Raw genomic sequence first — 13,722 nt, forward strand, 5'->3', positions numbered from 1 at the left:
TGATGCCCTTGCAAAAAGCTGTCCAGTTGCTCAGCTTTTGCGCCGAGGCCCGATTTAGCGTGTTGCAGCCAAGCTGTCGAGAAAGCTTTCCAGCACCAAATGAGGGCGACGGCCCTTGCGCGTGACCGATGCCAGGCTCAAATCGTAAAAACGTGTAGCCGGTTTCAGCGCACGCAGTCGGCCTTGTTGTACCCATAGGTTGGCGTAGTGATCAGGTAAATAGCCGATATAGCGACCAGTGAGGATCAGAAACGCCATGCCTTCGCGGTCCGACGCGCTGGCGGTGCAGTTGAGCGCCTGGTAGTGAGCCTGGATGTCTGCGGGCAGGCGGAAGGTCGGGGCGATTGCGTCCTGGCTATCGATGCGGGCGTCGTCCAGCGCTTTGTCGTCGGCATAGAACAGCGGATGACCGACTGCGCAGTAAAGCAGCGAACGTTCGCTGTAGAGCGGCTGGTATTCCAGGCCGGACAGCGCGCTGGCCTGGGGCACAACCCCCACGTGCAGGCGGCCGTCGAGTACGCCTTGCTCCACTTCATTGGGCGCGATCATGCGGATCTGAATCTGCACGTCCGGGCCCCGTTCCTTCAATTGTGCCAAGGCGTGTGTGATGCGCATGTGAGGCAGGGTGACAAGGTTGTCGGTGAGACCGATGATTAATTCGCCGCGTAAGTGCTGGTGCAGGCCGTTGACCTCTGTGCGAAAACTTTCCAGCGCGCTCAACAACTGCAGGGCCGACTGGTACACCTCGCGCCCCTCCTCCGTGAGCGAAAACCCCGCGCGGCCACGCTGGCAGAGCCTCAATCCCAGCCGCTGTTCAAGGTCGCTCATTTGCTGGCTGATGGCCGAGCGCCCGATGCCGAGCACGGTTTCTGCCGCCGAGAACCCGCCGCATTCCACCACGCTGCGAAAGATGCGCAATAAGCGGATATCGAAGTCGCTGACTTGAGCCAGAGGATCGGGACGACGGATGCTCATAGTTTAGTGAAGCCCTGACTGAAGGTTAGAAAAGTTGGATTTCACCGACTTTATCGCCATGGCAATTTAGCTGCAAGAACGCTTTCAATCCCGACGCTGCCTTTTGCCCTGCGAGGTTTTGCTGATGAACATGCCCGAAAACGCCCCTTCGTCCCTGGCCAGCCAACTCAAGTTGGATGCGCATTGGATGCCGTATACCGCTAACCGTAATTTCCAGCGCGATCCACGCCTGATCGTGGCCGCAGAGGGTAGCTGGCTGACGGATGACAAGGGGCGCAAGGTCTACGATTCGTTATCAGGTCTGTGGACCTGCGGCGCCGGGCACACCCGCAAAGAAATTCAGGACGCGGTGGCCAAGCAATTGGGCACTTTGGACTACTCGCCGGGTTTCCAATACGGTCATCCGCTGTCCTTTCAACTAGCGGAAAAGATTACCGATCTGACCCCCGGAAACCTCAATCATGTGTTTTTCACCGATTCTGGCTCCGAGTGCGCTGACACCGCGGTGAAGATGGTGCGGGCTTACTGGCGCTTAAAAGGCCAGGCCACCAAGACCAAGATGATAGGCCGGGCACGGGGTTATCACGGGGTGAACATCGCCGGCACCAGCCTTGGCGGTGTGAACGGTAACCGTAAGATGTTTGGCCAGGCGCTGATGGATGTTGACCATCTCCCGCACACCTTGCTGGCAAGCAATGCGTTTTCCCGCGGCATGCCTGAACAGGGCGGCATCGCCTTGGCGGATGAGTTGCTCAAGTTGATCGAGCTGCATGACGCGTCGAATATCGCCGCGGTGTTCGTCGAGCCGATGGCCGGTTCGGCGGGCGTGCTGGTGCCGCCACAGGGTTACCTCAAGCGTCTGCGGGAGATCTGCGATCAGCACAATATCCTGCTGGTATTCGATGAAGTGATCACCGGTTTCGGCCGCACCGGCTCGATGTTCGGTGCGGACAGCTTTGGTGTGACCCCGGACTTGATGTGCATCGCCAAACAAGTCACCAACGGCGCGATCCCCATGGGCGCAGTGATTGCCAGCAGCGAGATCTATCAAACCTTCATGAACCAGGCGACGCCGGAGTACGCAGTGGAATTCCCCCACGGCTACACCTACTCGGCGCACCCGGTCGCTTGCGCGGCCGGCCTGGCGGCGTTGGACCTGTTGCAGAAGGAAAACCTGGTGCAGAGCGTAGCTGAAGTCGCTCCGCACTTTGAGAATGCGCTGCACGGTTTGAAGGGCAGCAAGAACGTAATCGACATTCGCAACTATGGCCTGGCCGGCGCGATCCAGATCGCCCCGCGTGACGGAGACGCCATTGTGCGTCCATTCGAGGCCGGCATGGCTTTGTGGAAGGCGGGGTTCTACGTGCGCTTTGGTGGCGACACGCTGCAGTTCGGGCCAACCTTCAACAGCAAGCCGCAGGACCTGGATCGCTTGTTCGACGCGGTCGGCGACGTGCTGAACAAGATCGACTGATTTCTCCTTCTATATAGAACAACTTTTCAGGAGCCCTGCATGAGCCTTATCCAGCATTTGATCAATGGCGAGTTGGTCAACGACAGCGGTCGCAGCGCTGATGTGTATAACCCGTCCACCGGCCAGGTGATTCACCAAGTGCCGTTGGCCAGCCGTGAAACTATCCAGCGTGCAATCGACTCAGCGAAGGCGGCCTTTCCGGCCTGGCGCAATACGCCGGCGGCTAAGCGCGCTCAGGTGATGTTTCGTTTCAAGCAATTGCTGGAGCAGAACGAAGCCCGCATCTCGCAGTTGATCAGCGAGGAGCATGGCAAAACGTTGGAAGACGCCGCCGGCGAGCTCAAGCGCGGGATCGAAAACGTCGAGTATGCGTGCTCGGCGCCGGAGATTCTCAAGGGCGAATACAGCCGTAACGTTGGGCCGAACATCGATGCGTGGTCGGACTTCCAGCCCCTGGGTGTAGTGGCCGGTATTACGCCGTTCAATTTCCCGGCGATGGTGCCTTTGTGGATGTACCCGTTGGCGATCGTCTGCGGCAATTGCTTCATTCTCAAACCTTCGGAGCGCGATCCAAGTTCGACGCTGCTGATCGCACAACTGTTGCAAGAAGCCGGTCTGCCCAAAGGCGTCCTCAATGTGGTGCACGGAGACAAAGGGGCGGTGGATGCGTTGATCGAAGCGCCTGAAGTAAAAGCATTGAGCTTTGTAGGATCGACGCCGATTGCTGAGTACATCTATTCCGAAGCGACCAAACGCGGCAAGCGCGTACAGGCGCTGGGTGGAGCGAAGAACCACGCGGTATTGATGCCGGACGCCGATCTGGATAACGCGGTCAGTGCCTTGATGGGGGCTGCCTACGGATCATGCGGCGAGCGTTGCATGGCGATCTCGGTGGCTGTGTGCGTGGGCGGCCAGGTCGCCGATGCTTTGATTGCCAAGTTGGTGCCGCAGGTCAAGGCATTGAAGATTGGCGCAGGCACGTCTTGCGGCCTGGATATGGGGCCGTTGGTCACTGGGCAGGCCCGGGACAAGGTCAGCGGCTATATAGAAGACGGCGTGGCTGCCGGCGCTGAGCTGGTGGTCGATGGTCGCGGGTTGAGTGTTGCCGGTCATGAGCAGGGCTTCTTCCTGGGCGGTAGCCTGTTTGATCGCGTAACCCCTGAGATGCGTATCTATAAAGAAGAGATCTTTGGGCCGGTGTTGTGCGTGGTCCGAGTGGACAGCCTGGAAGCTGCGATGCAATTGATCAATGATCACGAGTATGGCAACGGCACTTGTATCTTCACCCGCGATGGTGAGGCGGCACGTCTGTTCTGTGACGAAATCGAAGTGGGCATGGTGGGTGTGAACGTTCCATTGCCGGTGCCGGTGGCCTATCACAGCTTCGGTGGTTGGAAGCGTTCGCTGTTTGGCGATTTGCATGCGTATGGGCCGGATGGTGTGCGCTTTTACACTCGGCGCAAGGCGATTACCCAGCGTTGGCCGCAGCGGGCCAGTCATGAAGCGTCACAGTTTGCTTTTCCCAGCCTTTAGCCCTCGTTAGCTAGGCGGAAAGCCGGCCCTTTAGGGCCGGCTTTCGTGTTTTTGGGCGTTTTTTGACCAGTGCGACAGAAATATGAAAATAGTGGTTGACGGCAGATTCCAGAAGTCTATAATTCGCCCCACTTCCGGCGCAGTCGAAACGGAAAACTCCTTGGTAAACAAAGGGTTACGCAAGATTCGACAGCGGATCGCTTCAGTTCATCGAAGCCCAGAAGGAGTTGGTAGAGCAGTGTTGTTTGGCTCTATTAACGTTTCGATCTTCTCGGTCGAAAGCGGAGAAAAAGAGGTGTTGACAGCAGCGTGTAACGCTGTAGAATTCGCCTCCCGCTAACGAGAGATCGGAAGCGCAAGTGGTTGAAGTTGTTGAAGAAATCTTCGAAAACTTCTGAAAATAATCACTTGACAGCAAATGAGGCTGCTGTAGAATGCGCGCCTCGGTTGAGACGAAAGATCTTAACCAACCGCTCTTTAACAACTGAATCAAGCAATTCGTGTGGGTGCTTGTGGAGTCAGACTGATAGTCAACAAGATTATCAGCATCACAAGTTACTCCGCGAGAAATCAAAGATGTAACCAACGATTGCTGAGCCAAGTTTAGGGTTTCTTAAAAACCCAAAGATGTTTGAACTGAAGAGTTTGATCATGGCTCAGATTGAACGCTGGCGGCAGGCCTAACACATGCAAGTCGAGCGGTAGAGAGAAGCTTGCTTCTCTTGAGAGCGGCGGACGGGTGAGTAATGCCTAGGAATCTGCCTGGTAGTGGGGGATAACGTTCGGAAACGAACGCTAATACCGCATACGTCCTACGGGAGAAAGCAGGGGACCTTCGGGCCTTGCGCTATCAGATGAGCCTAGGTCGGATTAGCTAGTTGGTGGGGTAATGGCTCACCAAGGCGACGATCCGTAACTGGTCTGAGAGGATGATCAGTCACACTGGAACTGAGACACGGTCCAGACTCCTACGGGAGGCAGCAGTGGGGAATATTGGACAATGGGCGAAAGCCTGATCCAGCCATGCCGCGTGTGTGAAGAAGGTCTTCGGATTGTAAAGCACTTTAAGTTGGGAGGAAGGGCCATTACCTAATACGTGATGGTTTTGACGTTACCGACAGAATAAGCACCGGCTAACTCTGTGCCAGCAGCCGCGGTAATACAGAGGGTGCAAGCGTTAATCGGAATTACTGGGCGTAAAGCGCGCGTAGGTGGTTTGTTAAGTTGGATGTGAAATCCCCGGGCTCAACCTGGGAACTGCATTCAAAACTGACTGACTAGAGTATGGTAGAGGGTGGTGGAATTTCCTGTGTAGCGGTGAAATGCGTAGATATAGGAAGGAACACCAGTGGCGAAGGCGACCACCTGGACTGATACTGACACTGAGGTGCGAAAGCGTGGGGAGCAAACAGGATTAGATACCCTGGTAGTCCACGCCGTAAACGATGTCAACTAGCCGTTGGGAGCCTTGAGCTCTTAGTGGCGCAGCTAACGCATTAAGTTGACCGCCTGGGGAGTACGGCCGCAAGGTTAAAACTCAAATGAATTGACGGGGGCCCGCACAAGCGGTGGAGCATGTGGTTTAATTCGAAGCAACGCGAAGAACCTTACCAGGCCTTGACATCCAATGAACTTTCTAGAGATAGATTGGTGCCTTCGGGAACATTGAGACAGGTGCTGCATGGCTGTCGTCAGCTCGTGTCGTGAGATGTTGGGTTAAGTCCCGTAACGAGCGCAACCCTTGTCCTTAGTTACCAGCACGTAATGGTGGGCACTCTAAGGAGACTGCCGGTGACAAACCGGAGGAAGGTGGGGATGACGTCAAGTCATCATGGCCCTTACGGCCTGGGCTACACACGTGCTACAATGGTCGGTACAGAGGGTTGCCAAGCCGCGAGGTGGAGCTAATCCCATAAAACCGATCGTAGTCCGGATCGCAGTCTGCAACTCGACTGCGTGAAGTCGGAATCGCTAGTAATCGCGAATCAGAATGTCGCGGTGAATACGTTCCCGGGCCTTGTACACACCGCCCGTCACACCATGGGAGTGGGTTGCACCAGAAGTAGCTAGTCTAACCTTCGGGGGGACGGTTACCACGGTGTGATTCATGACTGGGGTGAAGTCGTAACAAGGTAGCCGTAGGGGAACCTGCGGCTGGATCACCTCCTTAATCGACGACATCAGCTGCTCCATAAGTTCCCACACGAATTGCTTGATTCATTGAAGAAGACGAAAGAAGCAGCCCGAAATTGGGTCTGTAGCTCAGTTGGTTAGAGCGCACCCCTGATAAGGGTGAGGTCGGCAGTTCGAATCTGCCCAGACCCACCAATTTTGTGTGGGAAACGCCTGTAGAAATACGGGGCCATAGCTCAGCTGGGAGAGCGCCTGCCTTGCACGCAGGAGGTCAGCGGTTCGATCCCGCTTGGCTCCACCACTACTGCTTCTGTTTGTATAAAGCTTAGAAATGAGCATTCCATCGTGTGGATGGTGAATGTTGATTTCTAGTCTTTGACTAGTTCGTTCTTTAAAAATTTGGGTATGTGATAGAAAGATAGACTGAACGTTACTTTCACTGGTAACGGATCAGGCTAAGGTAAAATTTGTGAGTTCTCTTAGTTGAGAAATTCGAATTTTCGGCGAATGTCGTCTTCACAGTATAACCAGATTGCTTGGGGTTATATGGTCAAGTGAAGAAGCGCATACGGTGGATGCCTTGGCAGTCAGAGGCGATGAAAGACGTGGTAGCCTGCGAAAAGCTTCGGGGAGTCGGCAAACAGACTTTGATCCGGAGATGTCTGAATGGGGGAACCCAGCCATCATAAGATGGTTATCTTGTACTGAATACATAGGTGCAAGAAGCGAACCAGGGGAACTGAAACATCTAAGTACCCTGAGGAAAAGAAATCAACCGAGATTCCCTTAGTAGTGGCGAGCGAACGGGGACTAGCCCTTAAGTGGCTTTGAGATTAGCGGAACGCTCTGGAAAGTGCGGCCATAGTGGGTGATAGCCCTGTACGCGAAAATCTCTTAGTCATGAAATCGAGTAGGACGGAGCACGAGAAACTTTGTCTGAATATGGGGGGACCATCCTCCAAGGCTAAATACTACTGACTGACCGATAGTGAACTAGTACCGTGAGGGAAAGGCGAAAAGAACCCCGGAGAGGGGAGTGAAATAGATCCTGAAACCGTATGCGTACAAGCAGTGGGAGCAGACTTTGTTCTGTGACTGCGTACCTTTTGTATAATGGGTCAGCGACTTATTTTCAGTGGCGAGCTTAACCGAATAGGGGAGGCGTAGCGAAAGCGAGTCTTAATAGGGCGTCTAGTCGCTGGGAATAGACCCGAAACCGGGCGATCTATCCATGGGCAGGTTGAAGGTTGGGTAACACTAACTGGAGGACCGAACCGACTACCGTTGAAAAGTTAGCGGATGACCTGTGGATCGGAGTGAAAGGCTAATCAAGCTCGGAGATAGCTGGTTCTCCTCGAAAGCTATTTAGGTAGCGCCTCATGTATCACTGTAGGGGGTAGAGCACTGTTTCGGCTAGGGGGTCATCCCGACTTACCAAACCGATGCAAACTCCGAATACCTACAAGTGCCGAGCATGGGAGACACACGGCGGGTGCTAACGTCCGTCGTGAAAAGGGAAACAACCCAGACCGTCAGCTAAGGTCCCAAAGTTATGGTTAAGTGGGAAACGATGTGGGAAGGCTTAGACAGCTAGGAGGTTGGCTTAGAAGCAGCCACCCTTTAAAGAAAGCGTAATAGCTCACTAGTCGAGTCGGCCTGCGCGGAAGATGTAACGGGGCTCAAACCATACACCGAAGCTACGGGTATCACGTAAGTGATGCGGTAGAGGAGCGTTCTGTAAGCCTGTGAAGGTGAGTTGAGAAGCTTGCTGGAGGTATCAGAAGTGCGAATGCTGACATGAGTAACGACAATGGGTGTGAAAAACACCCACGCCGAAAGACCAAGGTTTCCTGCGCAACGTTAATCGACGCAGGGTTAGTCGGTCCCTAAGGCGAGGCTGAAAAGCGTAGTCGATGGAAAACAGGTTAATATTCCTGTACTTCTGGTTATTGCGATGGAGGGACGGAGAAGGCTAGGCCAGCTTGGCGTTGGTTGTCCAAGTTTAAGGTGGTAGGCTGAGATCTTAGGTAAATCCGGGATCTTAAGGCCGAGAGCTGATGACGAGTGTTCTTTTAGAACACGAAGTGGTTGATGCCATGCTTCCAAGAAAAGCTTCTAAGCTTCAGGTAACCAGGAACCGTACCCCAAACCGACACAGGTGGTTGGGTAGAGAATACCAAGGCGCTTGAGAGAACTCGGGTGAAGGAACTAGGCAAAATGGCACCGTAACTTCGGGAGAAGGTGCGCCGGTGAGGGTGAAGGACTTGCTCCGTAAGCCCATGCCGGTCGAAGATACCAGGCCGCTGCGACTGTTTATTAAAAACACAGCACTCTGCAAACACGAAAGTGGACGTATAGGGTGTGACGCCTGCCCGGTGCCGGAAGGTTAATTGATGGGGTTAGCTAACGCGAAGCTCTTGATCGAAGCCCCGGTAAACGGCGGCCGTAACTATAACGGTCCTAAGGTAGCGAAATTCCTTGTCGGGTAAGTTCCGACCTGCACGAATGGCGTAACGATGGCGGCGCTGTCTCCACCCGAGACTCAGTGAAATTGAAATCGCTGTGAAGATGCAGTGTATCCGCGGCTAGACGGAAAGACCCCGTGAACCTTTACTATAGCTTTGCACTGGACTTTGAATTTGCTTGTGTAGGATAGGTGGGAGGCTTTGAAGCGTGGACGCCAGTCTGCGTGGAGCCATCCTTGAAATACCACCCTGGCAACTTTGAGGTTCTAACTCAGGTCCGTTATCCGGATCGAGGACAGTGTATGGTGGGTAGTTTGACTGGGGCGGTCTCCTCCTAAAGAGTAACGGAGGAGTACGAAGGTGCGCTCAGACCGGTCGGAAATCGGTCGTAGAGTATAAAGGCAAAAGCGCGCTTGACTGCGAGACAGACACGTCGAGCAGGTACGAAAGTAGGTCTTAGTGATCCGGTGGTTCTGTATGGAAGGGCCATCGCTCAACGGATAAAAGGTACTCCGGGGATAACAGGCTGATACCGCCCAAGAGTTCATATCGACGGCGGTGTTTGGCACCTCGATGTCGGCTCATCACATCCTGGGGCTGAAGCCGGTCCCAAGGGTATGGCTGTTCGCCATTTAAAGTGGTACGCGAGCTGGGTTTAGAACGTCGTGAGACAGTTCGGTCCCTATCTGCCGTGGACGTTTGAGATTTGAGAGGGGCTGCTCCTAGTACGAGAGGACCGGAGTGGACGAACCTCTGGTGTTCCGGTTGTCACGCCAGTGGCATTGCCGGGTAGCTATGTTCGGAATAGATAACCGCTGAAAGCATCTAAGCGGGAAACTAGCCTCAAGATGAGATCTCACTGGAACCTTGAGTTCCCTGAAGGGCCGTCGAAGACTACGACGTTGATAGGTTGGGTGTGTAAGCGCTGTGAGGCGTTGAGCTAACCAATACTAATTGCCCGTGAGGCTTGACCATATAACACCCAAGCAATTTGAGTCGAAAGGCCAGATTGCGGTGTGTGAAGACGCAATGAACCGAAAGTTCGATGCTCACAAAACACCGACAGCTGTCACATACCCAATTTGCTGAAGCGAGGCCAAAAGGTCACGAGTCAGTACCCGAATTTCTTGACGACCATAGAGCATTGGAACCACCTGATCCCATCCCGAACTCAGAAGTGAAACGATGCATCGCCGATGGTAGTGTGGGGTTTCCCCATGTGAGAGTAGGTCATCGTCAAGATTAAATTCCGAAACCCCAATTGCGAAAGCAGTTGGGGTTTTGTTTTGCGCGCTCGAAAAGCCGTGGGCATCATCAGCGCCGACTTCGGTGCTAGGAAGCTCTATTAGACATATCTTTTAATCAGCCCAAGAGCACCGCCAAATCGCCCGACAAATTTGCACAGTTATTTCTGAACCAGACCACTAGAATAGGCACCTAACCATTTTTAGAGTCAGAGCCCTACTATGCCTGATCCGGTTGATGCCACAGAGGTGTCGGATTTACCGCTGGACGACCTGGTGGCCTGCCATGAGTGCGACCTGCTGATGCGCAAACCCGTGCTCGCTCTTGGCGAAAAAGCCCAGTGCCCACGTTGCGGTTACGAGCTGTACGCTCACCGACATAACGTGGTTGAGCGAAGCCTTGCCTTGGTACTTGCTGCACTGTTGTTGTACATCCCCGCGAACTTTCTGCCGATCATGCAGCTCAATCTACTGGGTCAGTCTTCAGAGGACACCGTGTGGAGCGGCGTTGTCGGTCTCTTCGACACGGGCATGCAGGGTGTAGCCATCGTGGTGTTCCTGTGCAGCATGGGCATTCCCTTGCTCAAGTTGCTGTGTCAGTTAGCCGTGCTGCTGAGCATACGGTGGAACATCGGCCGCAGCTATGGCCTGCTGCTCTATCGTATTTACCACCACTTGAGAGATTGGGGGATGCTGGAGGTCTACTTGATGGGCGTACTGGTGGCGATCGTCAAGCTCGCTGACATGGCGTCCATCACGATTGGCCTGGGCCTTGGCTGTTTTGTCAGTTTGTTGATGGTTCAGGTCCTTCTTGAGGTGGTGATGTCGCCCCACCAGATCTGGCAAGCGCTGTCAGGGGAGGATGATCATGCGGGCGATTGATGCGGGCATTCTGATTTGCACCGAATGCCATGAGTTGAATAAGCAAGAGCCAGATGTCGATGAGCAAGTGTGCAGCCGCTGTGGCGCGCTGGTTCATGCTCGCCGCCCTGATAGCCTTACTCGTACTTGGGCGTTGTTGATCACCGCCGCTTTGCTCTACATCCCTGCCAATATGCTGCCCATCATGACGGTCAACTCCTTGGGGCAAGGCGATCCCAGTACCATCATGGCCGGTGTTATCCAGCTGGTGCAGCACGGTATGTACCCGATTGCGGCAGTGGTATTCATTGCCAGTATTCTTGTGCCGACATTCAAGCTGGTGGGTATCGGTCTGCTACTGTTCTCGGTGCAGCGCCATCAACCACTCTCGGCGCAACAACGTATCGTGATGTACCGTTTTATTGAATTCATTGGCCGCTGGTCCATGTTGGATATCTTCGTGATCGCCATCCTCGTGGCGGTCGTAAACTTTGGACGACTTGCCAGCGTCGAGGCCAACCTCGGCGCTGCGGCGTTCGCCAGTGTGGTGATCTTGACGATGCTTGCCGCTGTAACTTTCGATCCCCGACTGATTTGGGATAACACGGAGTCGGACGACGACCATGAGTGACTTGCCTAAAGCTAAAACCCGCCCTGCTTCCAACTGGTCAGCCATATGGGTGTTGCCTCTGATTGCCCTGATTATCGGCGGATGGCTGGGGTGGCGTGCTTACTCCCAGCAGGGCATCGAAATCCAGGTGCGCTTTGAAAGCGGCGAGGGCATCCAGGTCAACAAAACCGAAGTGGTTTATAAAGGCATGCCCGTGGGCAAGGTCAAAGCCTTGGCACTTGATGACGAAGGCAACAATCGCGGTGTGATCGCCACCATCGAGATGGGTAAGGACGTCGAGCAATACCTCAAAACCAACACGCGCTTCTGGCTGGTCAAGCCCAGCGTCAGCCTCGCGGGCATCACCGGTCTGGAAACCCTGGTATCAGGCAACTACATCGCTGCCAGCCCTGGTGATGGCGAACCCACTCGCAAATTCAAGGCGCTCTCCGAAGAACCGCCTCTGTCCGACGCCAAGCCCGGCCTGCACCTGACCGTCAAAGCCGACCGCCTCGGCTCACTCAACCGGGGCAGCCCGGTGTTCTACAAGCAGATCCAGGTGGGTCAGGTCAAAAGCTATCTGCTGTCCGAAGACCAAAGCACCGTTGAGATCAAACTCTACATCGAGCCGACTTACGCGCACCTGGTGCGCAAACACACGCGTTTTTGGAATGCCAGCGGTATCAGCATCGACGCTAACCTCTCCGGCGTCAAAGTGCGCAGCGAGTCGCTTTCCAGCATCGTGGCCGGTGGTATCGCCTTCGCCACGCCAGAAAATCGCAAAGACAGTCCACCCACCGATCCAAGCCTGCCGTTCCGCTTGTACGAAGATTTCGACGCGGCCGCCGCCGGTATTCGTGTGAAGGTCAAGCTGGCTGACTTCGAAGGCCTGCAAGCGGGGCGCACGCCGGTCATGTACAAGGGCATCCAGGTCGGTAGCCTGAAAACTCTGAAGATCGATCCGGATCTGTCCAGCGCCAATGCGGAATTGACCCTCGACCCCTTGGCTGAAGATTACCTGGTGCAGGACACGCAGTTCTGGGTCGTGAAACCTTCCATCTCCCTTGCCGGCATCACTGGTCTGGAAGCCTTGGTCAAAGGTAACTACATTGCCATCCGCCCTGGTGACAAAGGCAGTGCCCCGCAACGTGAGTTTGTCGCGCGGGCCAAAGCGCCGCCGTTGGACCTGCGTTCTCCGGGCCTGCATATGGTGTTGTTCACCGACAACCTGGGCTCCCTGGATGTCGGCAGCCCGATACTCTACAAGCAGGTCAAAGTCGGTTCGGTGCAGAGCTATCAATTCTCGCGCAAGAGCAAGCAACTGGTGATTGGCGTTCACATCGAGAAGGAATACGAGAACCTCGTCAACGGTTCGACGCGGTTCTGGAATGCCAGCGGCGTGACCCTGACCGGCGGCCTGACCGGCGGTATCCAAGTAAAAAGTGAGTCCCTGGCGAGCCTGATGGCCGGCGGTATCGCTTTCGAAACCCCGCAAGCAAACGTTCCGCTGAAAAAACGTATCCCTCGCTTCCGTCTGTTTGCTGACCGTGAGGCCGCCAATCAACATGGGACCCTCGTCACCATCAAGGTCGACCGCGCCGATGGCCTGCGCCCAGGAACCCCGGTGCGTTTCAAGGGCTTGGATGTGGGCAAGATCGAGAGTGTCGAACTGAGTGCCGATATGCAGTCGGTCATGCTCAGTGCGCGTATCACCCAAGTGGCCGATCGCGTCGCGCGCGTCGGCAGTCAGTTCTGGGTGGTCAAGCCTGAGTTGGGCCTGATGAAAACGTCCAACCTCGACACCCTGGTCACCGGTCAGTACATCGAGGTGCAACCGGCGGCGAAAAATGCCGGCCCGCAGAAAAATTTCGTCGCGCTGAATCAACCGCCGGAAGTCGTGAACCAAGAAGCTGGTTTGAGACTGGTCCTGAGCGCAGCGCGTCGCGGTTCGCTTAAGGAAGGCGTGCCGGTTACCTACCGTGAAGTCACCGTGGGTAAAGTCACCGGTTACGAGCTGGGCCAGACCGCCGACCGTGTGTTGATCCATATCCTGATTGAACCCAAGTACGCGCCGTTGGTGCGCAGTGGCAGCCGTTTCTGGAACACCAGTGGGTTCGGGCTCGACTTCGGCCTGTTCAAAGGCGCAACGGTACGCACCGAGTCCCTGGAGACTCTAGTGGCGGGTGGTATTGCATTCGCCACGCCGGAGGGTGAGCGCATGGGTAACGCCGCGCGTGCCCAACAAACCTTTCCGCTGTTCGACAAGTTCGAAGATGAATGGCTGACCTGGGCGCCCAAAATTCCACTGGGCAAATAAACCGAGGCGCGGCAATCGGGGGCAAGCCCCCTCCCACATAAATCAGGATGTGGGAGGGCTTGCTCCCGACAAGAGCCTCAACATCACCACAAAAAAGGCCGCGATCCATA

6 protein-coding genes, 2 tRNA genes and 3 rRNA genes are annotated in these 13,722 nt (G+C 55.1%); 10 read left to right on the forward strand and 1 reads right to left on the reverse strand.

Annotation, left to right across the window (positions count from 1 at the left end; genetic code table 11):
- Positions 1–54: 54 nt before the first annotated feature.
- A complete protein-coding gene (locus HRH33_RS04225) occupies positions 55–975 on the reverse strand; it encodes a LysR family transcriptional regulator (RefSeq protein ID WP_094065039.1) in 921 nt (306 codons plus the stop codon).
- Positions 976–1,099: 124 nt separating this feature from the next.
- On the opposite strand from HRH33_RS04225, the gene aptA reads away from it, so the two are divergent.
- From aptA to HRH33_RS04275, 10 genes are all read left to right on the forward strand, one after another.
- The gene (gene aptA / locus HRH33_RS04230; protein ID WP_034136749.1) at positions 1,100–2,449 is read left to right on the forward strand and encodes an omega-aminotransferase AptA; all 1,350 of its coding nucleotides are present in this window, start codon (positions 1,100–1,102) and stop codon (positions 2,447–2,449) included.
- Between the two features lie 39 nt (positions 2,450–2,488).
- Positions 2,489–3,982, forward strand: coding sequence for a CoA-acylating methylmalonate-semialdehyde dehydrogenase (locus HRH33_RS04235; RefSeq protein WP_167418505.1), 1,494 nt, complete (start codon positions 2,489–2,491; stop codon positions 3,980–3,982).
- 633 nt (positions 3,983–4,615) lie between these two features.
- Positions 4,616–6,152 (forward strand): 16S ribosomal RNA (locus tag HRH33_RS04240).
- A gap of 81 nt (positions 6,153–6,233) precedes the next feature.
- Positions 6,234–6,310, forward strand: a tRNA-Ile gene (locus HRH33_RS04245).
- Positions 6,311–6,340: 30 nt separating this feature from the next.
- Positions 6,341–6,416, forward strand: a tRNA-Ala gene (locus HRH33_RS04250).
- A 247-nt stretch (positions 6,417–6,663) separates the two neighbouring features.
- A 23S ribosomal RNA gene (locus HRH33_RS04255) occupies positions 6,664–9,555 on the forward strand.
- Between the two features lie 151 nt (positions 9,556–9,706).
- Positions 9,707–9,822 (forward strand): 5S ribosomal RNA (rrf, locus tag HRH33_RS04260).
- Together the 16S, 23S and 5S rRNA genes with 2 tRNA genes alongside form the textbook arrangement of a ribosomal RNA operon.
- 224 nt (positions 9,823–10,046) lie before the next feature.
- Positions 10,047–10,706 (forward strand): paraquat-inducible protein A, encoded by a 660-nt coding sequence (locus HRH33_RS04265; protein WP_167417804.1) that lies wholly within the window; start codon positions 10,047–10,049, stop codon positions 10,704–10,706.
- Positions 10,693–11,316, forward strand: a complete 624-nt coding sequence (locus tag HRH33_RS04270) for a paraquat-inducible protein A (RefSeq protein WP_034095740.1) — start codon at positions 10,693–10,695, stop codon at positions 11,314–11,316. Before HRH33_RS04265 ends, HRH33_RS04270 begins: the two co-directional genes overlap by 14 nt.
- Positions 11,309–13,612: a PqiB family protein gene (locus HRH33_RS04275; protein ID WP_167417803.1), complete on the forward strand. Its 2,304-nt coding sequence runs from the start codon at positions 11,309–11,311 to the stop codon at positions 13,610–13,612. The genes HRH33_RS04270 and HRH33_RS04275 overlap by 8 nt, the downstream gene beginning before the upstream one ends.
- Positions 13,613–13,722: the final 110 nt, after the last annotated feature.

Origin of the sequence: Pseudomonas rhodesiae, from assembly GCF_013285305.1 — a bacterium.
Taxonomy (GTDB): Bacteria; Pseudomonadota; Gammaproteobacteria; order Pseudomonadales; family Pseudomonadaceae; genus Aquipseudomonas; species Aquipseudomonas rhodesiae.

Bases quoted from the DNA above. Each gene is read 5' to 3' on its own strand.
- HRH33_RS04225 (WP_094065039.1), bottom strand. From the start codon at position 975: ATGAGCATCCGTCGTCCCGATCCTCTGGCTCAAGTCAGCGACTTCGAT.
- HRH33_RS04265 (WP_167417804.1), top strand. From the start codon at position 10,047: ATGCCTGATCCGGTTGATGCCACAGAGGTGTCGGATTTACCGCTGGAC.
- HRH33_RS04235 (WP_167418505.1), top strand. From the start codon at position 2,489: ATGAGCCTTATCCAGCATTTGATCAATGGCGAGTTGGTCAACGACAGC.
- HRH33_RS04275 (WP_167417803.1), top strand. From the start codon at position 11,309: ATGAGTGACTTGCCTAAAGCTAAAACCCGCCCTGCTTCCAACTGGTCA.
- aptA (WP_034136749.1), top strand. From the start codon at position 1,100: ATGAACATGCCCGAAAACGCCCCTTCGTCCCTGGCCAGCCAACTCAAG.
- HRH33_RS04270 (WP_034095740.1), top strand. From the start codon at position 10,693: ATGCGGGCGATTGATGCGGGCATTCTGATTTGCACCGAATGCCATGAG.